This window comes from Vibrio sp. 10N.261.51.A3 (assembly GCF_041471965.1).
GTDB classification, from domain to species: Bacteria; Pseudomonadota; Gammaproteobacteria; order Enterobacterales; family Vibrionaceae; genus Vibrio; species Vibrio crassostreae_C.
The window spans coordinates 15987-38352 of record NZ_JBFRPK010000055.1; the positions used below are offsets into that span (position 1 = coordinate 15987).

At 44.0% G+C, this 22366-nt stretch carries 20 protein-coding genes and 1 pseudogene; 11 read left to right on the top strand and 10 right to left on the bottom strand.

Going from position 1 to position 22366, the window contains the following annotated elements; translation table 11 throughout:
* Positions 1 to 14: 14 nt before the first annotated feature.
* The 3 genes and pseudogenes from AB4371_RS14160 to AB4371_RS14170 all read right to left on the bottom strand — a co-directional run.
* Positions 15 to 578 (bottom strand): annotated as a pseudogene (locus tag AB4371_RS14160) (methyl-accepting chemotaxis protein); the annotation flags it as partial.
* A gap of 282 nt (positions 579 to 860) precedes the next feature.
* Positions 861 to 2888: a cache domain-containing protein gene (locus AB4371_RS14165; protein ID WP_017059613.1), complete on the bottom strand. Its 2028-nt coding sequence runs from the start codon at positions 2886 to 2888 to the stop codon at positions 861 to 863.
* Complete coding sequence (locus AB4371_RS14170; protein ID WP_372150165.1) at positions 2878 to 4341, bottom strand: sigma-54-dependent transcriptional regulator; 1464 nt, start codon at positions 4339 to 4341, stop codon at positions 2878 to 2880. Before AB4371_RS14170 ends, AB4371_RS14165 begins: the two co-directional genes overlap by 11 nt.
* A gap of 302 nt (positions 4342 to 4643) precedes the next feature.
* Here AB4371_RS14170 and AB4371_RS14175 point away from each other — a divergent pair, with 302 nt between their 5' ends.
* The 5 genes from AB4371_RS14175 to AB4371_RS14195 all read left to right on the top strand — a co-directional run bounded on the left by AB4371_RS14175 (position 4644) and on the right by AB4371_RS14195 (position 9468).
* Positions 4644 to 5450, top strand: coding sequence for a substrate-binding domain-containing protein (locus AB4371_RS14175; protein WP_372150167.1), 807 nt, complete (start codon positions 4644 to 4646; stop codon positions 5448 to 5450).
* Positions 5451 to 5660: 210 nt separating this feature from the next.
* Positions 5661 to 6359, top strand: a complete 699-nt coding sequence (locus AB4371_RS14180) for an ABC transporter permease (RefSeq protein WP_017059610.1) — start codon at positions 5661 to 5663, stop codon at positions 6357 to 6359.
* Between the two features lie 10 nt (positions 6360 to 6369).
* Complete coding sequence (locus AB4371_RS14185) at positions 6370 to 7089, top strand: energy-coupling factor ABC transporter ATP-binding protein (RefSeq protein WP_004733775.1); 720 nt, start codon at positions 6370 to 6372, stop codon at positions 7087 to 7089.
* Positions 7067 to 7651 carry a molybdenum cofactor guanylyltransferase MobA gene (gene mobA, locus AB4371_RS14190; protein WP_372150169.1) on the top strand — a complete coding sequence of 195 codons (585 nt, stop codon included), beginning with the start codon at positions 7067 to 7069 and terminating at the stop codon, positions 7649 to 7651. Before AB4371_RS14185 ends, mobA begins: the two co-directional genes overlap by 23 nt.
* Positions 7651 to 9468: a bifunctional molybdopterin-guanine dinucleotide biosynthesis adaptor protein MobB/molybdopterin molybdotransferase MoeA gene (locus AB4371_RS14195; protein WP_372150171.1), complete on the top strand. Its 1818-nt coding sequence runs from the start codon at positions 7651 to 7653 to the stop codon at positions 9466 to 9468. The genes mobA and AB4371_RS14195 overlap by 1 nt, the downstream gene beginning before the upstream one ends.
* Positions 9469 to 9588: 120 nt before the next feature.
* Here the strand turns inward: AB4371_RS14195 and AB4371_RS14200 are convergent, their stop codons facing one another.
* Together AB4371_RS14200 and AB4371_RS14205 are read right to left on the bottom strand one after the other, a co-directional pair.
* Positions 9589 to 10242 carry a GGDEF domain-containing protein gene (locus AB4371_RS14200; protein ID WP_372150172.1) on the bottom strand — a complete coding sequence of 218 codons (654 nt, stop codon included), beginning with the start codon at positions 10240 to 10242 and terminating at the stop codon, positions 9589 to 9591.
* Positions 10243 to 10250: 8 nt separating this feature from the next.
* Positions 10251 to 11783 (bottom strand): tetratricopeptide repeat protein, encoded by a 1533-nt coding sequence (locus AB4371_RS14205; protein ID WP_372150174.1) that lies wholly within the window; start codon positions 11781 to 11783, stop codon positions 10251 to 10253.
* Positions 11784 to 11963: 180 nt separating this feature from the next.
* On the opposite strand from AB4371_RS14205, the gene AB4371_RS14210 reads away from it, so the two are divergent.
* Entirely contained in the window at positions 11964 to 12230 is a 267-nt protein-coding gene (locus AB4371_RS14210) for a DUF2960 family protein (protein WP_017063882.1), read from the top strand.
* Positions 12231 to 12416: 186 nt separating this feature from the next.
* Here the strand turns inward: AB4371_RS14210 and nagK are convergent, their stop codons facing one another.
* Positions 12417 to 13325: an N-acetylglucosamine kinase gene (gene nagK, locus AB4371_RS14215; RefSeq protein ID WP_017068179.1), complete on the bottom strand. Its 909-nt coding sequence runs from the start codon at positions 13323 to 13325 to the stop codon at positions 12417 to 12419.
* Positions 13326 to 13488: 163 nt separating this feature from the next.
* Positions 13489 to 14235 (bottom strand): tRNA-uridine aminocarboxypropyltransferase, encoded by a 747-nt coding sequence (locus AB4371_RS14220; RefSeq protein WP_081324484.1) that lies wholly within the window; start codon positions 14233 to 14235, stop codon positions 13489 to 13491.
* A 68-nt stretch (positions 14236 to 14303) separates the two neighbouring features.
* Between AB4371_RS14220 and AB4371_RS14225 the strand changes: the two genes are divergently transcribed.
* Positions 14304 to 15113 carry a sterol desaturase family protein gene (locus AB4371_RS14225; RefSeq protein WP_017070845.1) on the top strand — a complete coding sequence of 270 codons (810 nt, stop codon included), beginning with the start codon at positions 14304 to 14306 and terminating at the stop codon, positions 15111 to 15113.
* Between the two features lie 115 nt (positions 15114 to 15228).
* Here the strand turns inward: AB4371_RS14225 and AB4371_RS14230 are convergent, their stop codons facing one another.
* On the bottom strand, positions 15229 to 17274 hold the full coding sequence (locus AB4371_RS14230) for a methyl-accepting chemotaxis protein (protein ID WP_372150175.1): 2046 nt from the start codon (positions 17272 to 17274) through the stop codon (positions 15229 to 15231).
* Positions 17275 to 17378: 104 nt separating this feature from the next.
* Between AB4371_RS14230 and AB4371_RS14235 the strand changes: the two genes are divergently transcribed.
* Positions 17379 to 17864, top strand: a complete 486-nt coding sequence (locus AB4371_RS14235) for a C40 family peptidase (RefSeq protein WP_017059602.1) — start codon at positions 17379 to 17381, stop codon at positions 17862 to 17864.
* A gap of 107 nt (positions 17865 to 17971) precedes the next feature.
* Here AB4371_RS14235 and AB4371_RS14240 read toward each other — a convergent pair whose 3' ends face one another.
* On the bottom strand, positions 17972 to 18316 hold the full coding sequence (locus AB4371_RS14240) for a DUF3802 family protein (RefSeq protein WP_010440912.1): 345 nt from the start codon (positions 18314 to 18316) through the stop codon (positions 17972 to 17974).
* A 585-nt stretch (positions 18317 to 18901) separates the two neighbouring features.
* Here AB4371_RS14240 and AB4371_RS14245 point away from each other — a divergent pair.
* Both AB4371_RS14245 and AB4371_RS14250 read left to right on the top strand, forming a co-directional pair.
* Positions 18902 to 19768: a fructosamine kinase family protein gene (locus AB4371_RS14245; protein ID WP_017059601.1), complete on the top strand. Its 867-nt coding sequence runs from the start codon at positions 18902 to 18904 to the stop codon at positions 19766 to 19768.
* Positions 19769 to 19831: 63 nt separating this feature from the next.
* The gene (locus AB4371_RS14250) at positions 19832 to 20035 is read left to right on the top strand and encodes a CPXCG motif-containing cysteine-rich protein (protein ID WP_017059600.1); all 204 of its coding nucleotides are present in this window, start codon (positions 19832 to 19834) and stop codon (positions 20033 to 20035) included.
* Between the two features lie 108 nt (positions 20036 to 20143).
* Here AB4371_RS14250 and AB4371_RS14255 read toward each other — a convergent pair whose 3' ends face one another.
* The gene (locus tag AB4371_RS14255; RefSeq protein ID WP_017065861.1) at positions 20144 to 20752 is read right to left on the bottom strand and encodes a riboflavin synthase; all 609 of its coding nucleotides are present in this window, start codon (positions 20750 to 20752) and stop codon (positions 20144 to 20146) included.
* A gap of 161 nt (positions 20753 to 20913) precedes the next feature.
* Between AB4371_RS14255 and AB4371_RS14260 the strand changes: the two genes are divergently transcribed.
* Positions 20914 to 22284, top strand: coding sequence for an MATE family efflux transporter (locus tag AB4371_RS14260; protein ID WP_372150177.1), 1371 nt, complete (start codon positions 20914 to 20916; stop codon positions 22282 to 22284).
* Positions 22285 to 22366 lie beyond the last annotated feature (82 nt).

The following is a 22366-nucleotide window of genomic DNA, read 5'->3' on the forward strand; positions in this document are numbered from 1 at the left end:
TAGTCCTATTGATGCTAAACCTTAAAGTATTTCAATTGCTCAGTAAGGTGTTCTGTAGTGTTCGCCATTTTCTGACTGTCTTCTGCGAGCGATTGTGAGGCTTGGAGTACCTCATTTGCAGCGAGATGAATCCCAGTAACACTTTCACTCATTTCAGTGGCTACCGTGCTTTACTGCTCCGAGGCTGCGGCAATTTGTGCCACCATGTCATTGGCGTTATGCAGTTCATTCACAATCACATCGAGTTGTTGACGAGTTTCGTTAGACGCGACAACACTGTGATCAACCTTCTCGTTACTGCTTTGCATTGCCTTAAAGGTCCGTTCTGCTTGTTGAGTCAGTTTCTCAATCGTGGATTGCACTTCGTTAGTTGAATTTTGAGTGCGGCTAGCAAGATTTCGAACTTCATCAGCAACCACTGCGAATCCTCTGCCTTGCTCTCCTGCACGTGCCGCTTATATTGCTGCGTTGAGCGCTAACAAGTTCGTTTGTTCTGATACATCACGAATCACACCAACGACTTGGCTTATTTCAGTCACGCCTGATTGCAGATCTCTGACTAAGTTATTCGCGTTACTTAATTTCATAGCTGACTGACTTTATTATTTGTTTTGATTATGGATTTTCGGTCAAGGTATCAAAATTTCGTACAGTTCAGATGATATGCATCAAGATCAAAAGATATGCACTGTTTTACATAGCCAAAAAGAGGTGCTCGTCAAACCGAAAGAGGTTGAGATTTGGTTTGCGATAGATTAGTAGTGCAGAATTTTCGTGCTTGGGCTAAAACGTTCGTGTAATAGCCCAAGCGCGTTAGAAATATTATCAGATGATAATATCAGTGAATGAGTTCTTAGAACTTATAGGTTTGATACAAGCAATTGAGGTGTCGCTTTCTGTTGAAGATAGATACTAAAGCAACTTCCCTTACCTACCTCAGATTCAACTCGGATCTCGCCGCCAGTTTGGCTCAAGATACTCTGAGATACTGACAACCCTAAGCCCGTGCCATCTCGTTTGGTGGTATAGAAAGGCGAGAAGATACGTTTCAGTTGTTCTTCCTTAATACCGCAGCCTTCATCTTGAACATGAACGATAGCGCCATGAGACACACCATTTTCAACCCAGTCTTCACTCGAAATGGTTAACGTGCCCTGACCGTCCATTGCATGAATCGCGTTCATTTGTAGGTTAACCAGAATCTGTAGCAATTGGTTTCGATTGACCTCGACTGAGGTTTTAGCGTTCAGCTGCGATACGTACACAATGCCTTTCTTCTTCGCACCTGTTTTTACGAGCGTAATACTTTCATCCACTATTGGGTTGATATGTTGCCACGTAATTTCGTCTTGTACGCCGCCGTGACGGCTGTATTGAAGCAGGCTTCGTGTGATATTTCGAATTCGGTCAATCTGCTCCATGATCGCGTGGACTTCCTCATCTACACGGCTCACTTCATCGCCCAGTTCAAACTTCATCAGTTCAACGTTGCCAAGAATCACGGCGGTTGGGTTATTGATCTCATGAGCAATACCTGCCGTTAATTCACCTAACGCGGCCAGTTTTTCATTGACCACCAGCTTATCTCTGGCTTGATTGAGAAGCTTGATGTGCAGTTCAAGTTCTTCAGTTTTCTCTTTCAAACTCGCGGTACGAGAATGCACTTTGCACTCTAGTTCAGACGCCGCTTGTTGAATCTCTTGATTACGCTCGTGCAGTAGATCCAACATCTTATCGAACTGTTTAGCGAGCAGTGTCAGTTCGTGTTGATCATCCAAACCTAGCGTACCAATTCGCTTGTCTTGCCCCATCTGTACTAGCTTCACCACTTTATGAATGCGTTCGATTGGGTTGAAAAGATCACGTGCGCCACGGTGAACGATCAAACCGGATGCCAACAGAAGCAACACAATGGTAATGCTAATTTCGCCAAGGTTGGTTAAGTACGTTTCTATCAGCGGCCAAATCAAATAACCGGTGTAAAGCATACCAATCACATTATTAAACTGGTCATGGATTGGTTGGTAAGCTGTGATGTACCAAGCATCGTAAACATACGCTCGATCTAGCCACTCTTTACCTTCATTCAAGACTTTCGAGTGAACCTCGTGAGAAACACGTGTACCAATGGCGCGCCCTACACTGTCTTCACTGCTCAAAGGCACGTTGGTGCTAACACGAAGATCATCAAGGAAAACCGTGACCGTTCCTATATGACGATTAAAACCTTCTCGTTGTGGATAGATAAGGTTACTGATTTGGTCAACAAGTTGAGTACTGTTATTCAGTAAGATCCCACCATCGAGAAAACCAATCACATGATCATGTTCATCTTTGATGGATACAACGGTTCGGCTTACCAATCCGCGAGTCTCGACCTCTTGCCCGTTGAGCATCGGAACTTCCGCTTTTTTAGCGAGGTCACGATCGAGATAATTGAGTTCATTACGGCTTAAGACACTGAAAAATGAAGGCTTGTGAGTTAAGTTTAGATATTCGAGTTTCTTTTCCATGCTCTCGACACTGCGCCAGCGCAGAAAATCGAGCTCATAGCGAGATTTGTTCTCAGACACCCAGCGAGTTAGCTCTTCGTGTGAAAGATCACTCGCAAGTTTGGTTCGAAAGTTATAAGACTCGGCAAACGCACGAACGTTGTATGCTTGCTGATTTTGGATCAGGTGAATACTGTTATCGGCAACATCCAAGCGTTCATCAACATCAATCAGAGCGCCCTGCCACGTGTAATGTATTGACCAATACAGTGTGATAGCCACAAGCGCGCACAAGGTCAGAATGATCGGAGCTGATGTTAGGAATAATAATCGGTAGCGAACCATGGTTTTGAATCGGAACGCCCACTTTGACCACCAACGACGTCTAATCGGCATATTCAGAGCCTTCTGTGTTCCAATCTTTGTACTTACGCTCTAGCGTTTTACGTGCGACGCCAAGATCTCTTGCAGCTGCCGATTTATTGCCATCATGAAAACTAACCAGCTGTTCTATATGAGATTTTTCTACTTCTTTGAGTGTCCAAGTGTTTGGATAACCCTCGGCAGCGTCTGCATTATTCAAGTTTGGCATTTCCGCACCATGTGACACCGTCACTGAAATACTAGCGGGAACAGGATCACCATTAATCTCGCGCCAATAGTGTGCTGGTGGCTTGTCTAAAAGAATGCATCGTTCGACTAAGTTTTTAAGTTCACGAATATTTCCCGGCCATTCGTATTCGTTCAACGCCAAGATATCTTCATGTGCCCAATTTGGAACTGGCATGCCAAGCTCGCTCGATAAAAGACGAGTAAAGTATGGAACAAGTTCAATCAGGTCTGACGGGCGCTCTCTCAATGGCACCACATCAATCTTAAGTACATTGAGTCGGTAGAACAGATCGCGGCGGAAGTGCCCTTTATCGACCTCTTCTTGAAGATTTCGGTTTGTTGCTGCGACGACACGTACATCGACAGCGATCTCTTTCTCACTGCCAACTGGACGAATAGTACGTTGCTCTAACACACGTAACAGCGCTGCTTGCATTGGCAGTGGCATTTCACCAATTTCATCAAGGAACAAGGTGCCACCACTTGCGACTCGGAAAAGACCTTCACGGTTTTTCTTCGCGCCGGTAAATGCGCCTGATGTATGTCCAAACAGTTCACTTTCTAGAAGCTCTGGAGCAATCGCACCACAGTTGATTGGCACAAAAGGACCTGTGCGTTTACTGGCTTCATGTACACCACGAGCAACCAGCTCTTTGCCGGTACCCGACTCACCTTCTATCAAAACGGACGCTCGAGACGGTGCAAATTGACTGATCAGCAATTTAAGCTGTTTGGTCTTGTCTGAATTGCCGATCAATTCGGTCTTGATATGACGACTCACATCACGCTTCAACGCGTACTGCATTCTTTGGTCAAGGCGCTTGTCCATACAACGCAGAACCGCTTGTATCATTTGTTCGAGGTTGAATGGCTTAAGAATAAAATCTGAAGCACCAAGCTTAAGCGCAGATATCGTCATCTCTAAATCAGCATAACCTGTCATGAAAATCACATCGGCACGTTTGTCGTTGTCGTTAAACGCCTCTTCCCACTCAATACCAGACCGACCTGGCAGATTGATATCAAGAACAATGAGATCAAAATGCTCGCTCGAACGCAGTATTTCGGCTTCTTCAACCGACCCCGCACTCGATACCTTGCCAAAGAACTTACCCAGTGCTTTCTTTAAAATAGCCTGCATACCCATTTCATCATCCACAACCAAGACGGAAAACGCTTGATATTGAGTCAATGTGTTCGGGTTGAGGTTGGGTGCAGATGAACTAGGTAAAGACATAATGATTAGCCGGTGGGGAAAGTTGGGACAGAGTGTACCAATTAACCTTTTGTGCAACAGGGACAATGTGCGACATTTTGTCCTAGCTCATGTTTTGATTCATTTTAACGGGGTAAAAGACTCAGTTTTGTCCGAAATAACAGCAATTTAAAGAAATCTGATGCATTATTTGTTGGCATTAAGATTGCTTATAAGGTGTAGATTTCTAATTACAACAATTAGCGTCTTATGCACATGCCCTCTTTGAGCCCTTTAAAATTGAAGGCATGTCATTCATTTATAACAGAATGGACATAATAATAATGAAAGCAATTCCCCTAACTATTGCAGCTCTATCTATCGTCAGTTACACGGCTAGCAGCGCGGAAGACACCACTCATATTAAGTTGGCGACAACCACAAGTACTTATCACTCTGGTCTACTGGACTACTTATTGCCTGAGTTCGAAAAAGATTCTGGTATCAAGGTTGATGTTCTAGCTGCGGGTACCGGTAAATCACTTCGCATGGGCGAAAATGGTGATGTTGATTTGGTAATGACTCACGCACCAAAAGCTGAAGCGAATTTCGTAGAAAAAGGCTACGGCGTTTTACCTCGTAAGCTGATGTACAACGACTTTGTGATTGTGGGCCCTCAAAGTGACCCAGCAAAAATTGAATCTCAAAAAGCTGTAGCTGATGTATTCAAAGCAATCGCAACCAACAACGCGACGTTTGTGTCTCGTGGTGACGATTCAGGCACGCACAAGAAAGAGATGGGCATTTGGGTACAGACCAAAATGGAACCAAACTTTGGTGGCTACCGCAGTGTTGGTCAAGGCATGGGCCCTACTCTGAACATGGCGTCTGAAATGCAAGGCTACACCATGACAGACCGTGGCACATGGTTGGCTTACCAAAACAAACTGGATCTTAAAATCCTTTTCCAAGGTGACAAGAACCTATTCAACCCTTACCAAGTAATCCTTGTTAACCCAGAGCGCTACCCAAGCATTAACTACCAAGCAGCGAAAGTATTCAGTGATTGGTTGGTGAACCCTAAAGGTCAGAAACTGATTAACGACTTTAAACTGCATGGCAAACAGCTGTTTGTAGCGAGCGCAGAGTAGTTTTTCGTCAGCGTAGATTCGTTTATAACAAGCTGAGAATGGTTTGTTGTAAGTACTAATTACAATTAGCACTACGCTTAACTAACCAGTTAACTGAAGCATTTAAAGAAACAATAGCTGGCCAATATAGGCTCAATAATATTGTGTCAGCTATGATTAACATCAGTCATTACCGATAAAGACCTATTATCGATTCACACGAGATACTTCATGACCCTATGGCAAACAACGATTGATGCAATGAACCTACTAGTGAGTTTTGACCACGAATTGTGGAAAATCGTCGCGGTATCTTTCAGCGTATCTTTGTCCGCCATCTCATTAGTGATTATTCCTGCAATCATCATGGCTTTCTTATTGGCTTATACCGAGTTCCCCGGGAAGTGGGCATTATTATCGGTGATCAACACCCTGCAAGCTATCCCAACCGTGGTTATCGGTTTGTTGATGTACATGATGCTCTCTCGCTCTGGCCCGTTAGGTGATTGGGAATTACTGTTCACCCAAAAGGCGATGATTCTAGGTCAGATGCTGATCTGTTTCCCAATCCTAGTCGCGATGATGCACGGCGCTCTCCAAGCCAGTGACCGCCGAGCGGTTGAAACGGCGCGCACGCTTGGCGTATCAACGACTCGTGTGGCGTGTACGTTAATTTGGGAAACGCGCTTCCCTCTTTTAGCTGCAACTATCGCTGCCTTCTCTCGTATCGTCACTGAGGTTGGTTGTTCAATGATGGTCGGTGGCAACATTATGGGGATGACAAGAAACATCCCAACAGCTATCGCTATGGAAAGCCACAAAGGCGCATTCGCTCAAGGCGTCGCCCTCGGTATGGTGTTATTAGCATTGGCATTAGCCCTTAACTTTTTCCTTTCCAGTGTGAGAGGAAAAGGCTATTTAAGAACTTAGGAACGCTGTCATGAGTATAAAAATAACAACGCAGCAAATTTCAATGCGCTACAAAGAGCGTGTTTTGTTCCATATTCCCGAATTGTCGATCGGCCCCAACGATGCCATTTATCTCAAAGGAGATAATGGTGTGGGTAAAACGACCCTACTTAAAATATTGTCTGGATTGATTCAGCCCAGCTCTGGCCGCATTCAGTCTCCGACACAAAGCTGGCAGCAGATCTTATTCCCTAGGCTCAAGTTCAAAGACATTATCTACCTGCATCAAACCCCCTATCTTTTTGATGGTTCGGTGTACCAAAATGTCGCTTATGGCATTCGCTTTAACAAAGAGAGCCAAAAAGATAAGCGAGCTCAAATAATTAATGCATTGAGAATGGTAGGTTTAGAAACCTTGGCAGATGAACACATTTCTGTGTTGTCTGGTGGTGAGCGTCAACGCGTTGCAATGGCACGAGCCTGGATTCTTAAGCCGTCAATCTTGCTTATGGATGAACCAAGTGCCTCTTTAGACAAAGAATCTATTGAAAGATTGGTGATAATGGCCGAAGATCTTCTTCAAAGAGGCGCGAGTTTAGTCATCACTAGTCACCAAACTAACGCGTTAACCGACTTATGTAAGAAGCAATGGTGGATCAAAGACAATACTTTGACCGAATCGCCGCTTCTGCAAGTTATTCAGAAAGATAAAGCACAAGAGAATATTTATGCTGCTTCCAACGCAAACTAGTTGGGTTATTTTGGCTGGCGGACAGGCCAGCCGCATGGGCGGAAAAGATAAAGGACTTGTTGAGCTCAACGGTTCTCCGCTTATTCAATACGTTATAAACAAGCTGTCACAGCAAGATGTCTGCATCACTATCAATGCCAACCGTAACTTAGACAGTTACCAAGCATTTGCTCCGGTTGTTTCCGATTCCTTCCCTGACTATCCAGGTCCATTGGGCGGCATTCATGCTGGCCTTAAAAACGCGAGTACAGACTGGGTCGGCTTTGTCCCTTGCGACAGCCCACAAATCAGTGACGACCTTGTTGAGCGTTTTTGTTCTGCAGTTAAAGAAGACAGCGACATTCTTGTCGCGCATGATGGCGAATTTAAGCAACCTGTATTCACCCTATTCCACAAACGTGTTCTACCAAAGTTAGAAGCGTTTTTGGAACGTGGTGATCGTAAAATCATCTTGCTATACAAAGAGTGTGTTACCGAATACGTTGATTTCAGCGATTCTCCTAACTGCTTTGTTAATCTCAACACGCCAGAAGAACTCACCCAATTCGGAACGCTTCAATAATGAAAGATTCTAAACAACGCCCTAACCTTCCTTTATTGGGCTTTGCTGCTTATAGCGGTACAGGCAAAACGACCGTACTTGAAGCCCTGCTTCCTCTGTTGACTGATGCGGGTTTAAAAGTTGGCGTGTTAAAACATGCTCACCACGATTTTGATGTCGATAAGCCGGGTAAAGACAGTTACCGCTTACGTAAAGCGGGCGCGAACCAAATGTTGATTGCATCGCGTAATCGTCACGTGATGATGACAGAAACACCAGAAGCCGAAGCAGATTTTTATTACCTGCTGACTCGATTTGATACCAACACCCTTGATCTGATTTTGGTTGAAGGCTGTAAGAACATCGCCTTCCCTAAAATTGAACTGCACCGAGATGAAGTGGGCAAACCTTGGTTATATCCAAACGATAACAACATTATTGCTATCGCGGCAGACAGCCAAGTTGAATCAGAGCTGCCACAAATGGCGATCAGCGACTTAGAAGCGATTCGTGATTTCATCATCGATTACGCGCAGTCCTTTGACCTTGTCTCTACAACAGGCAGAGCCGTGTCATGCTCATCTTCAAAAGACGCAGCGCCAGCTGTTTGTTGTGATTCGTTCTCTCCTGCAGGTTTAACCGTTACTCAAGGCCAACAAAAGATTGTTGATAGCATTGACGCACTCGATCTCACAGAGAGTGTTGAATTACTGCAAGGCTACGGCCGCGTGCTGGCTGAAGATGTGATTTCGCCAATCAACGTTCCTCAGAATACCAACTCTGCAATGGACGGTTATGCAATTCGTAGTGAAGATCTAGAATTGGACAGTTACAACATCGTTGCTGAAGTCATGGCGGGCCACAGCTACGAGCAAATCGTGCAACAAGGTGAAGCCGTTAAAATCATGACCGGCGCACCAATGCCAGAAGGCGTTGATGTTGTCGTGATGCGAGAACAAGCCGTCCAAGATGGCGATAAAGTTAGCTTCCCTGATGCTAAAATCTCGGTTGGACAAAATGTCCGTATGGCAGGTGAAGATTTAGAAATCGGCCAACCTGTCTTTACACGTGGCACACGCATTGAAGCGCCAGAAATGGGCATGATGGCGTCGTTAGGTTTTGGTACCTGCCCTGTTCTGCGTAAAGTGAAAGTGGGTGTGTTCTCTACGGGTGATGAAGTTCAAGCGCCGGGTCACGAGCAAAAACCAAACTCTATCTATGACTCAAATCGTTTTACTATTATCGGCATGCTTCAAAAGCTCGGCTGTGACATCGTCGATTACGGCATCATTGAAGATGATGAGCAGAAGATGATGGATGTGCTGCATTCTGCGTCGCTTGAAACCGATATGGTTTTGACTTCTGGTGGTGTGTCTGTTGGTGATGCGGATTACATCAAGCTTGCGTTGGATAAGCTCGGTCAAATCAACTTCTGGCGTATCAACATGCGTCCAGGTCGCCCACTGGCTTACGGTAAAATTGAAAACAAACCGTTCTTTGGTTTGCCGGGTAACCCAGTTGCAGTAATGGTGTCGTTCATTAACTTTGTTGAGCCTGCGATCCGCAAGCTTCAAGGTCAAACGAACTGGACGCCAGTGAAAGCAAATGCTGTAGCAACTGAACAACTGCGCTCACGCCAAGGCCGTACTGAATTTAGCCGTGGTGTGTTCTCGATGAATGAATCTGGCGTGCTTGAAGTGAAAACAACGGGCAAGCAAGGTTCAGGTATTCTGCGTTCAATGAGTGAAGCGAACTGCTTAATCGAAATCTCTCCAGCAGTTGATACTGTGAAAGTTGGCGAGACAGTGACGATCATTCCTCTGCAAGGTCGTGTTTGATTTAGCACGACCTCGATTTACCATAGCTTCTCAATATACAAAAGAAGCCCGCTTATATTCGATATAAGCGGGCTTCTTTTTTGTTCGTACAGAGAAAGCTAGAGTGATATGCCGATTAGTTTAAACGACCGTGGGCTTATCTAACGGACAATTGGATAAGTCGCAGTTATTCAGATAGCAGTCGATAAGATTATAATTGTTACGACCACCTTCTTTCACTCGATACAGTTGCTTGTCTGCGATGTCACAAATCATCTTGAAGTTGCTATCCACGCTGTCGCTAACAAGCTCAACGTTTACCCCGCCGATTGATAAGGTAAGTTGCTTGGCTCTGATCGCTTTAGGACTGACTAACGCCAACTCATACAATGTATTTCTAAGAGTAACGACTTTCTTTTCGATATCTTCGCTACTTTGACCAAAGCAGATTGCCATAAACTCGTCCCCGCCATATCGGAACAAGTAATCGTTCTTGGCCGAGAATGTACTTCTCAGCAAACGACTAAGAATACGAAGCGCTTCATCACCTTGTAAGTGACCATGAAAATCGTTGTAGGCTTTGTATTCATCAATATCAATCATCAATACTGCAAGTGACCGTTTTTGCGTATAAGCATTACGAATCAACACAGGTGTAATTTTGTCGAGTTGATAGCGATTCGATAAACCCGTTAATGGGTCTGTCGTGCTCAATACCTCAAGCGTTTGATTGGCACTCTCTAAGCGCTGTCTTTGCTTTTGATTCTCAAGCGAGACAGCAATGAAACTCGCCAAATGCTCGATTAACTGACAATGGTGTTGTTGGTATTGGTTGGGAAATGATGCTGTATGGACAACAGCCCTATCACTCTTTCATTGAGAATGATCGGCGTCAGAATGATGGAGTTGGTGTCTGGTTTGTCTTTAACCACCACTAAGTCGTCATCTTTACGTGAGGCCTTGTCAACATAAGGCTCTAGCGCATCATCGGTGACGCTGTTCAAATGCACTGTTGCTCGTTTACGAATTACATAAGTACCGACGGTTTGGTTATCTTGGCAAGTGACTTTGAGGTTTTGTACCAAGCCTTGAGTATCGACAAAGTATTGGTAGTCGAGTATGTCGGACTCGTCGTCATACAGCGCAATACCAAATTCGAACGTCGGCAGAATCGTGTTTATCTTACTGAGGATTTCAGGAAGCACGCTATACAGATCAGGAGCGGTAGCAATGAACTGACCGATATCGGTAATAGCGCCCATGTACTTTTGCATTTGGGTAAACACTTCGTGCTGTTGTTTGTCTCTTAGAGTGTCCACGCTTTGTAGAATACGGTTGCTTTGTTTGCGTTCGTAAGCCTTGAGGTATTTTTCCGAAAGCTCGATATGTTCCGTTTGCAGTGATGCAAGGCCATTACAATCTTGTTGAAGGTGAAAGATTTTCGCCTTGGTCTTCGCGTAAATACTATAGAAGTGGTAACTGTTTTTGAGCTCAAAGTTCTGCTCAAGGAAAAGACATCTTTCTTGGGCTTGTTCAAGCTCCCCTATTTCCACCAAATATTGAAACCAACACACCAAGTTTTCCATTCGATTATGGTCGTCGTTGATTTTCAGGAAATATTGTTCCGCTTGATAAAACACATCAAGCACGTCACTTGGAGCAAAACAGCCCTGTTGAACCCTACCTTGCTGAACCATAGTTTGAGCTAGGTATCCGTGACACAGTGCGAACGTTCTATTACTTGAGAGTGACTCGGCTATCTTCTTCGCTTCAGCGATTGCTCGAATCGCTTGGTCAAATTCTCCGGTATACGCACAACCATAAGCGAGGTTAAGGTGGCTCACTGCACAATCTAGCTGGCGGTTAGCATTCTGAGATGACGTTACCGCTTTACGTGCATACTGTTTTGCTTCTTCGAACTTTCCTAAGCTCAAATGCATGTCACTCAGGTTGCAATAGATGAGCGCTCGAATATTGTCATCAACAAGATGTAAGTTCTCTAACGTCTTTGCATAACACGCATAAGCCGATTGGTATTCACCACAATCGTTATAAACCGACGCCAATAGACCGTTGACGAAAACAGTGAGTTGAACTTCTTCTGGTTGGGTTGCATTTAAGCAGGTTTTATAATGTTCGACAGCATCAAGTAGATTGTCTTGGCGATCACTTTTGTACGCCTTCAGAAAAAGCGCAATAGACTCTGGGAACGGTTGATTATGGTCACGGCATATCTTTCTTACTCGCGCATCAACTTCTTCTAATCCTTTGATTCCAGGATAGTTTTGAATTCGAGTGATGATTCCCATAATCTGAGGGTAAAGCGTGTTGATCATAAATTAGATTTAAGCCGATCAAACATATAAATTGTGATTAGTGTACCATAAAATATTTTTGCGACTTACTGCTCGCTTTATTGATATCGCTAATATTTCAAGATTTTTTATCATAACCTTGAGCCACGTACGCTTTTTATGTAGAGTGCGCGCAAAGTAATAATTCTATTGGAGAGCACCATGGCTCGTACCATTCTGTACACTTACAAAGACGAAGACAAAGAGTTACTGTTTTCAAAACAAGAACACCGCACGATCCAAGAAGCTGTTGCTGCAGCTGAAGGCATCGATATCTCTGAGTATCTAAAAACTGAGCAACAGCTTGAGTTGATTTCTGATACTAAAGCGGTTCGCAACTACCAAGACAACTACTTCCGCAAGCTTGGCTTTACTAAGCTTACGTTGAAGCAAAAAGACAATCTTGGTGTTGGTAAAAAGAAGAAGTAAGCCCTCTGGCTCTTTTGCTTGATATGTCGTTTCTAGCTTTTCGTTTGTAATTAAGATCTAAGCTCTTAGAGCTAAAGAAACGAAAACACTGAACTATAAAAAAATGCCGCAACCTCGAAAGAGATTGCGGCATTTTTATTTGTGCTTTTAACTATCTAACCTTAGCTAGCTTAACTTAAGTCACGATTACTTAATGTTAAGGAATGCAGCGCCACGAACGCCGCCTGAATCACCATGCTTCGCTTTGATGATCTTTGGACATTTCGCTACAGACAGTAGGTATTTAGGGATACGCTTTGGCATCTCTTCGTAGATAAGTTCGAAGTTTGAAAGACCGCCACCCAATGCAACTACGTGTGGATCAAGACCGGTAAACAGGTTCGCGAAACAGATAGCCAATAGCTCCATGAAACGATCAACGTGCTCAGCCGCTTTTGCTTCACCTTCGTTGTACGCTTGAATGATCTCGATTGCTTTCTTCTTCTCGCCGAAGTAGTGCTCGTAGATCAATTCAAAGCCACGACCTGATAGGTAGCTGTCTAGACAACCTTTCTTGCCACAACCACAACCGAGTAACGGTGCGTTGTCGCCAAGGTGGAACCAAGCATCAATAGGAAGACGCATATGGCCCAGTTCACCAGCAACGTGGTTACGACCAGAGAACACTTTGCCTTCGTAAACTAACCCGCCACCAAAACCAGTACCTAGAATTAGGCCTGCTACTGATGGTTCGTCTTTAAGCTCGTCATCCCACGCTTCTGAAAGCGCAAAGCAATTCGCATCATTTTCAATTTTCACACTACGACCAATAAGTGCTTCTAGGTCTTTACGTAGTGGTTTCCCCGTTGAAGCTGGCACGTTAACAACCAGCATTGTGCCGTCGTCAGCATCTTCCATACCAGGAAGACCAAGACCAATTTTACCTTCGCAAGAAAATTCACTGTCGTACTTCTTCACCAAACCGGCAATCGTATCAAGTAGCAGTTGATAATCTTCAGTAGGCGTTGGTACGCGTTCTGTTGCTACTCGCTCAAGTTTTTCATTGAACGCACCAAATTCAATTTTTGTGCCGCCAACATCGAAGCCGTAATACATGAAATCTCTCCAATTTTTCCCTAAATTCGGGCAAATAAATTTTTCAAATTAAACATCTAGGACGCATTATCCATAACACTCCCCCTACAAACCGTGATGGATAACAAACTTATCTCGTGTTCGAATCTGTTTGAACAACAAGTCAGCACAAAGCGGTTAAAGGTTAGAGTGACGTCTCATTTTTAGTGTGCTCTATGAAAGCGTTCAGGCTTGGTTTGGTTGGATCGGACTTATAACGCGTCTTACTTAGCATGTAGCTTTCACGAAATGTCTCAAACCACAGCTGTAAAGTCTTTGCGCCCTGCTCTTCACCAGCCTGTTTCAAAACCAAGCTCGCTACTTCTGCAGTCGAGAGATGTTGTTCGTTGTCTGACTTACGCATCATGTATTGCGAAACCGATTCTGGTTCGATCGACAACACCGGTAAGTCTTGCAGATACTCTGAACGACGGAAAATACGTCGTGCTTCACGCCAACTACCATCAATAAAGATCAGCAGTAACGTCTTGTTCGAATCTCGCATTTCAACAAGATCTGCAACCACACGCGATTTGTCATCGGTATAATCTTCAGGAAAGACCACGACTGGCTGATATTTATCGTCTTTCAGCACATCAAGCATCTCTTGATTCGGTTCAGTGCGGTGCCAAAGGTAGGCATAGCTGTCTTTAACGGTATCAAGGATTAAACGGCCGGTATTACTTGGTTTGAGTATTTCGTTGTCCGATAAGATCAACATGGTCGCGACGTTCGTATTTACGTCTGGTTGATGTTCACAGATACAGCTGTCTTGTTTGATTTTACAGAACTGACATCGAACCACTTTACACCCGCGCGCGTTAAACGGCTTGGTAGAAAGAGACAAACGGTGTTGATATAAACGGTGAAAAGCGTGGATTCTCATGGACAATAACGATAAATCTAGAAAAGTGGCACGATTGTACTTACAGTGTCCCTAGAATGATAGAAGGAATTCCCATGCAAGACCCATCACTGCTTCGCCTTGTTTGTTTTATTGTCGTTTTCGGACTGTGTGCGCTTTGGGAATACCGTTTTCCACGTAAAGCACTGACTCAAAGCAAATGGTTTCGCTGGGGAAACAACTTTGCGTTAGTCGCTTTGAACAGCTTTCTATTGGCCACTATAATTCCTATCGCAGCATTTCAAGCGGCGGTTATCGCACAAGAAAACCAATGGGGTCTGTTCAATACCCTGTCACTTCCGAAAGAATTGACCATTCTGATCTGTGTATTGCTCTTGGATTGTGCCATTTACCTACAGCACTTGGTGTTTCACCGTGTTCCTTGGTTGTGGAAGCTACATCGAGTTCACCATGCGGATCTAGATATCGATGTCACAACCGGAACGCGCTTTCACCCTATTGAGATGATTCTTTCAATGCTCATCAAGGTGAGTTTGGTGATCGCACTTGGTGTGCCTGTCATTGCTGTCGTGATCTTTGAAATTGTTCTTAATGCGAGCGCGATGTTTAACCATAGCAATGCACGTCTTCCGCTATGGTTCGATAAACGATTGAGAAAAGTGATTGTGACACCAGACATGCACCGCGTTCATCACTCGGTCATTGTTAAGGAAACGCACTCAAACTTTGGCTTCTTTTTATCAGTGTGGGACATCTGGTTTAAGACTTACCGCGCCCAACCCAAGCTTGGTCATGACAAGGTGCATATTGGTGTTCCCGAGATTCAAGATGGTAAAGAGCAACGGCTAGATTTAATGTTACGCCAACCATTCGCTTCCTTCCCTCATTCGAAAGACAAGACCTAACGCCTCAAGAAAATAATAAAAAATGGCGCAAACTCATAAGAGATTGCACCATTTTTATATGCGTAGCTTCTCACCTTTCAGCGGCAATTCCCACTTCCGGACGACGTTTACACACTTACTTCAATACGTACTTATGAAGCATAGCTTGTTGGCGCCCTGCTATCTCTCCGACTTGCTCTGAACTCTCGATCATAGATTCAAGTTGCAGCTTAGTATTTTCGCCCTGCTCAGACACGCGAGTGATAGAATGCGTTACATCGACAGTTGCACGAGCTTGTTCTTCGGTAGCCACCATGATTTGCTCAACACGCCCTTTGATCTGGCTAACCGCAAATTCGATTTTCTCGAAGGCTTGTCTTACATCGCCACTGGTTTGCAGTGCATTGGCCATCTCACTTCTCGATTCCGTTACAGAAGCACGTGAGCGATCGGCTGCCGCGACTAGTTCGTTCATCATGCTACGAATATTGGTGGTTTGCTGGGATGTGCCGCTCGCCAACTTACGCACTTCGTCTGCAACTACCGCAAAACCTCGACCTTGTTCACCTGCTCGCGCCGCTTCTATCGCAGCGTTCAGTGCCAATAAGTTGGTGTTTTCAGCGATTCCACTGATCATATCGACCATTTCACGAATCTGTTTCACTCGACCATCCAAGTCAGCCATCGACTCTTCACTCATGCTAAGAGACTGCTCAAGCGCTTGTAATCGTTGTTGGTTAAGGCCAACCACTTGGCTGCCATTCACTGACTCATCTTCTGCTATTTGTGCATCGTCGTTCGATGCGTTAGAGATACGAGCTATCTCACCAATCGATGCTTCTAGTTCAGTAATGGTGGTGATCATATTCTGAAGTGATTCGTTCTGCTCGTTCAAGCTCGAATTAGTTTGTTCTGCAGCGTCGTGGCTTACTTCAGCGGTTTGATAAAGCGTCTCACAGTTACGCGTTACCAAACGAACCGAATCCGCGGTTGAATCGACGACCGTATTGAGTTTTGAAGTAATAACTTGCAGCTCTAGCGGCCCAAGCAATTCACTCAGTTTAGAGAAGTCATGATCTGCAAGTGAACTCAACTGTTGAGTAATGTTTTTTAGCCCTTTATTCATCCAACGGCGTAACACGAACCATAAAATCACAATGATTACGGCAATAACCAGCCCGCTGATAAACAACACACGATCAATATTGGTGATGGTTTGATTTACAACCAGTTCGCTTTCATCAATCAGATGGGAAGCGGTAGAAGACAACTGATTCAATGTGCTTATGACTGTATTCGCGAGGGTGATAACTTGCGTTAAGTTCTGCTCTTGCTGCTGAACAAGTTCGAGTTTCAAGAGGATCTGTTTGATCACGCCTTCTTCGGTAAAGCCTTCTTTCACCATCTCGTAAGGCGCCGTCAAGCTCGCGAACTCAACGATGTCTGGATGCCAATCGGCAAAATCGCTGTAAGCCAAGTTAAGGCCTGCGATTCGGTTTCTCAATTGACGGTATTCGTCTTGTGCTTTATCAATGTCAGGTTGCATCATCAACATCAAGAAGGTGTTCGCCATAGCAGACGCGCTGGATGTAAATCGGTTCGCTGCATCGCTCGCTTCTGGGTTGTCTTCAACCAAGAATGAGCTGATTCTATTCATTTCTGGTCCGATAGACCCAACGCCATAACGGAACTCGCCCATTTTACTGTCGATCAGATTTTGCTTACTTTGAATTTCGATCTGTGCCAGCAGTACCGTGTTGGTCATGGTTTGCAGTTGCGCCATGTCATCGACAAGGTTTTGTTGTTGCTCTAAAGAGATTGCATCAGGAAAAGATTGGGAGATAAAAAGGAGTTCCTCTAGCGTGGTATTGCTCTCTGTCGCGAGTTGGTCAATTGAGCCCCTTGTGGCATTCAGTGTATCTAAGTCGGTTGATTGGGTGCTGTAAGTGAGAAGTTTTACTTGTTCTAATACGCTTTGCGTTAATTCGGCATTATGTAGAGCAAGGGGTAATGCTTGTTCCGAGAGTGCATCAAAATGTCCCCCGACCCGTTCAACGCCCCGAATGCTAACCATTGATAAAAAAGTAACAAGTAAAAGAATGGAAATAAATACAGCAGTGACGGTTTGAATGAGCGAGAATGTATAACGTGAGGGTTTTATTGATAAATTTGTGTCGGGCATGTGAAATCCAGTTTGACTACGAAAAGAGATATCCTTAAGTTAGGTCGTATACTAGAAGTCCTTGATGACGTTTTTATTTCAGTTTTTTGTCAGAAGAGTTACATATGAAAATCAGAAAAATGGCTGTAGTTACAATAACTTTAGCAACATTGGCTGCTTGTAGCTCGTCACCTTCGCCTTCTCAGCTTAGTCAAACCGCACAGAAACCCCTATCAAAGTCAGAACAATTGACTACAAACGCTTATATGAGCGTGTATGAACAGTGGAAAGGCGTGCCATACCATTTCGGTGGGACCTCATTTCGAGGTATAGATTGCTCTGCTTTTGTTCAAATCGCCGTGCAAAATGCGACTCAACAAGCTCTACCAAGAACCACAAAAGACCAGAGTAAAAAGGGAAAAGAAATTGCGTATGGGCAGGCAACAAGCGGTGACTTGGTGTTTTTCAAGACTTCGATGACGGTGCGACATGTAGGCGTTTATTTAGGAAACAACCAATTTCTACATGCCTCGACATCGAAAGGTGTCATTATTTCTAGGTTAGATAACCCTTACTGGGCATCCAAGTTTTGGCACTTTAGGCGTTTATAGCGGTTCGAAAGATAAACCGCTGAGCGAGGTAACTCTAGAAAGATACGACTTAAACGCCCGTTGTTATTATGCTGATTAATTACGACGATAAATGAGCAAACAAACCGTTAATCGTATTTAGCAACAGCAGTATCAAACAGGTTCTTCACTAACGCGATGTACTCATCGAGGAATACAATTTGTTCGTTAGTCGCTTTCTTAGCCCACACACCCGCTAATACTTCACCAAGATCCGCTACTACGGCATCTGCTTCTTTCAAAAGTTGAAAACGAACGCTCGAATGCAACTCTGGGTTTTGCTCGAAAATAGCCATGATGTTTGTTGAAATCATGTCGGTAACAATGTCTTCGACACTTTCGTTTCCAGTATCACCATTACTATTGGTAAACACATCAAGGTTGAATGATAGGTGCTCGATTAAAGCCAAATAGCCATCGGTTTCTACAACCACAATAATTCTCCGTTTTAAGCTCTAGAGCAGATTAATACGTACTTGCCTAATACTATGTAAATGAAGCTATTTGTCATCACTTTATTGCCCAAAACTACATTTAAATGATCCTAGTTAGTATTTCAGCTTAAAATTAAATCGATATAGCTTTATGTGGTATACCTGCCTACTTACGACATAAGTAAATTCACGCTAAAGAAGTGTAAGACAAACTTTGAAGCAAAGTATTGCGCCAGTTAACAATAGCCCTTTCAACTTACTCTAAAAGCTCATTTGATTTAGTCGCTAGACAATAACAAGCTCAAACCTCTTTTCCAGTTTGTGGCGTTCAAAACCGTTTCGATTGTGAGACCAGTTCCAAACTATTTCATCACGTCAGGTTTTCAATTTATGTTTGTATTTCAAAGAGCTTGAATCAGTTCGAGTTCACAATTCGGCCAATTGATTCTACGTAAGATGAAGAAGAGCTAAGAACATTGACGAGTGCGTCTATAAATTGTTCAGATTTATCCTAAACTATTGCTATTAAACAAACAGTATTTCTAACCTTCAATCTTTTTAACTTTCAGTCTTTGAGGATTTCCTATGTGGCAGGCCATTTCTCAACAACTTTCAGATACTCTTCTATTTAACTTTCAGATTACTGAACGTACCAAGGTTTCTGGTGGCGACATTAACGATTGCTATATGATCAGCGATGGTAATGAGCGTTACTTTGTGAAAGTGAATCAGCGAGAATTTTTACCTAAGTTTGAAATTGAAGCTGAGAACTTACGCTTGTTAAGAGAAACCTCCACTGTTTACGTTCCTGAGTTGGTGCTTATTGGCAAAACCAAAGAGTGCTCGTTCATTATTCTGAATTACTTGCCGACCAAACCGCTCGAGACGGGCAACAATAGCTTCGATTTCGGCGTTCAGCTTGCGCGGCTTCATCAATGGGGCGAGCAAAAAGAGTTTGGTTGCGACCAAGACAACTATATCGGCAGCACACTTCAACCCAACCCTTGGCATAAGAAATGGGGTCGCTTTTTCTCTGAGCAACGCATTGGTTTCCAACTGCAACTGCTCAAAGAGAAAGGCATCGAGTTTGGTGATATCGATGACATCGTTGATGTGGTGAATATGCGTCTTGCTGGCCACAACCCTCGCCCTTCTTTGCTTCATGGGGATCTTTGGAATGGCAATGTAGCAAATTCAGCCTTTGGGCCAATCTGTTACGACCCGGCTTGTTACTGGGGGGACCATGAATGCGATTTGGCATTAACGGAATTGTTTGAAGGTTTCCCTAAAGAGTTTTATGAAGGTTACCAGAGCGTCAATCCACTCGACGTTGGCTATACTGATCGGAAAGACATTTACAACTTGTACCATCTTCTTAACCACTGCAATCAATTTGGCGGCGAATATTTAGCACACACTGAAGCATGCATTCAGAAGATACAGGCCGTTTAATACCAATTACAGCTGTTTATAACCGAATACGATTGGTATCAGTTACAGTGAGGAGAATTTGCCATGCATAAATACACAGAGAAACATGTCTCCTGTCCGCATTGTGGGCACGGTATTAACATCACGCTTGATGCATCTAATGGTAGCCAAGACTTCTATGATGATTGTCCAGCGTGTTGCAATGCCATTCATTTGGATATGCAGGTTGACGAAGTAAGAGACAGAATCAACCTTTCGATTGATGCCGATGATGAACAAGTATTCTGACAATCAGTTTCTCGTTTAAACCATGATCAAAAAAGAGCACCTCACGTGCTCTTTTTTAATTTGGTCATCGGTGTGATTTTATTGCCACCGATTCAATACGCTTAGTGGCTATTTCTGGTTCGCTAATACACGCTCGACAGTATCAACAATTGCCTGCGTTTGTGGATCGAACTCAATGTTTACTTGGTCGCCTACTTCACGGCCGCCAAACAGAGTACGATTCAGAGTTTCTGGGATCAGGTGAACAGAGAAACGGTTCTCTTCCACTTCACCAATCGTCAATGAACAACCATCAACGCCGATGTAACCCTTACTCAACACATACTTCATTGATTCTTGAGGCAGCTCAAACCAAAGCGTACGGTTGTTTTCTGTTTTAATCACATCGACTAGGTTAGCCATCAGAGTAATGTGGCCAGACATGCTATGCCCGCCAATTTCGTCACCAAACTTTGCTGCACGCTCAACATTCACTTTGTCACCAACATTCAGTTGGCCTAAGTTCGTCAATCGCAATGTCGCTTGCATTAAATCAAAAGCAATCTGGTTACCTGAAATTTCCGTTACCGTTAAGCAACAACCGTTATGAGCTACTGAAGCACCAATGGCTAATCCTTCAACCATTTCATCGCTTAGCTCAATGGTATGAGTTTGAAACGACTCTTTTTTGTTGATAGCAACCAGTGTTGCCATACCTTGAACGATACCTGTAAACATAAGATTCCTATTTAGTATTCTAGTAACAGTTTTTCATAGCAGTTATTGTGACATTTCTTTATGATTCGTCCAGTGGAAGCTTAAGATCATTGTCTCTGATTCCTTCAGAATGTCCTTTCCTACACTATTATTCTAATTTTCCCTCTTATTTGGAGTTGTTTGTGCATCGTTACAAAGAAGAATCCTCGAATCTAATCAAACTTGCGACCCCAGTATTGATCGCATCCGTTGCACAAACTGGAATGGGTTTTGTTGATACCGTAATGGCCGGTGGCGTAAGTGCTATCGATATGGCGGCGGTTTCGATTGCAGCAAGTATCTGGCTACCATCAATCCTATTTGGTGTTGGTCTATTGATGGCGTTGGTTCCTGTCGTTGCACAACTGAATGGTTCTGGTCGACAAGTAAAAATTCCATTCGAAATTCAACAAGGCGCATTTTTAGCGCTCGTCATCTCCCTTCCAATCATTGGTGTGCTTTTTCAAACACAATTGATATTGGAGTGGATGGACATTGAACAACTCATGGCGGAAAAGACCATCGGCTATATGAATGCGGTGATGTTTGCTGTACCTGCGTTTTTGTTGTTCCAAACATTGCGAAGCTTTACCGATGGTATGTCTTTAACTAAGCCTGCGATGGTGATTGGTTTTATTGGTTTGCTATTAAACATCCCGCTTAACTGGATGTTCGTATACGGAAAACTTGGTGCTCCTACTCTGGGTGGTGTTGGCTGTGGCGTTGCAACGGCTATCGTATATTGGGTGATGTTTGCTCTGCTGTTCGCTTACGTTTTAACATCAAAGCGTTTGGCGAAAATCAACATCTTCGGTACGTTCCATAAACCGCAACTTAAAGCTCAAATCCGTCTGTTTAGACTTGGTTTCCCAGTCGCGGCCGCTATCTTCTTCGAGGTAACCTTGTTTGCGGTTGTTTCCTTGTTGGTTGCCCCACTTGGCTCGTTGATTGTTGCCGCGCACCAAGTCGCGATCAACTTCTCTTCGCTGGTCTTCATGATTCCAATGAGTATCGGTGCAGCCGTGAGTATTCGTGTTGGGCATAAGTTGGGTGAAAACAACACCGAAGGCGCTAAGATAGCGACACACGTGGGTATCATTGTTGGTTTAGTGACAGCCTTAATGACAGCGGCGTTAACTGTCCTGTTCAGAGAACAGGTTGCATTACTTTACACAGAGAACACCGCGGTAATTACCGTTGCAATGCAGTTGCTGTTGTTCGCGGCGGTTTATCAATGTACTGACGCCATCCAAGTTATCGCTGCGGGTGCTCTGCGTGGCTACAAAGACATGCGTTCAATCTTCAACATCACCTTTGTGGCTTACTGGTTGCTTGGTCTTCCTATCGGTTACATCTTGGGTATGAAAGATTGGATTGTTGACCCTATGGGTGCGCACGGCTTCTGGATTGGTTTCATCGTCGGTCTAACGTCAGCCGCGATTATGCTGGGTATGCGTCTACACTGGATGCACAAGCAGGACGATGACGTTCAGTTAGAATTTAGTTCTCGCTAGATTCGTACTCGCTAAGTCGGTCTATCTGATTTCGAATAAAAAAAAGAGCTCTGATTTTCAGGTAATGCCGATCAGTTAAAGC

What these genes read in the sequence shown, in the direction of transcription:
- nagK (WP_017068179.1), bottom strand. Translation starts at nt 13,325, where the DNA reads ATGTATTACGGCTTCGATGTTGGCGGCACAAAAATTGAATTTGGTGCG.
- AB4371_RS14255 (WP_017065861.1), bottom strand. Translation starts at nt 20,752, where the DNA reads ATGTTTACAGGTATCGTTCAAGGTATGGCAACACTGGTTGCTATCAAC.
- AB4371_RS14225 (WP_017070845.1), top strand. Translation starts at nt 14,304, where the DNA reads ATGCAAGACCCATCACTGCTTCGCCTTGTTTGTTTTATTGTCGTTTTC.
- AB4371_RS14230 (WP_372150175.1), bottom strand. Translation starts at nt 17,274, where the DNA reads ATGCCCGACACAAATTTATCAATAAAACCCTCACGTTATACATTCTCG.
- AB4371_RS14210 (WP_017063882.1), top strand. Translation starts at nt 11,964, where the DNA reads ATGGCTCGTACCATTCTGTACACTTACAAAGACGAAGACAAAGAGTTA.
- AB4371_RS14195 (WP_372150171.1), top strand. Translation starts at nt 7,651, where the DNA reads ATGAAAGATTCTAAACAACGCCCTAACCTTCCTTTATTGGGCTTTGCT.
- AB4371_RS14185 (WP_004733775.1), top strand. Translation starts at nt 6,370, where the DNA reads ATGAGTATAAAAATAACAACGCAGCAAATTTCAATGCGCTACAAAGAG.
- mobA (WP_372150169.1), top strand. Translation starts at nt 7,067, where the DNA reads ATGCTGCTTCCAACGCAAACTAGTTGGGTTATTTTGGCTGGCGGACAG.
- AB4371_RS14245 (WP_017059601.1), top strand. Translation starts at nt 18,902, where the DNA reads ATGTGGCAGGCCATTTCTCAACAACTTTCAGATACTCTTCTATTTAAC.
- AB4371_RS14235 (WP_017059602.1), top strand. Translation starts at nt 17,379, where the DNA reads ATGAAAATCAGAAAAATGGCTGTAGTTACAATAACTTTAGCAACATTG.
- AB4371_RS14205 (WP_372150174.1), bottom strand. Translation starts at nt 11,783, where the DNA reads ATGATCAACACGCTTTACCCTCAGATTATGGGAATCATCACTCGAATT.
- AB4371_RS14165 (WP_017059613.1), bottom strand. Translation starts at nt 2,888, where the DNA reads ATGCCGATTAGACGTCGTTGGTGGTCAAAGTGGGCGTTCCGATTCAAA.
- AB4371_RS14250 (WP_017059600.1), top strand. Translation starts at nt 19,832, where the DNA reads ATGCATAAATACACAGAGAAACATGTCTCCTGTCCGCATTGTGGGCAC.
- AB4371_RS14180 (WP_017059610.1), top strand. Translation starts at nt 5,661, where the DNA reads ATGACCCTATGGCAAACAACGATTGATGCAATGAACCTACTAGTGAGT.
- AB4371_RS14175 (WP_372150167.1), top strand. Translation starts at nt 4,644, where the DNA reads ATGAAAGCAATTCCCCTAACTATTGCAGCTCTATCTATCGTCAGTTAC.
- AB4371_RS14170 (WP_372150165.1), bottom strand. Translation starts at nt 4,341, where the DNA reads ATGTCTTTACCTAGTTCATCTGCACCCAACCTCAACCCGAACACATTG.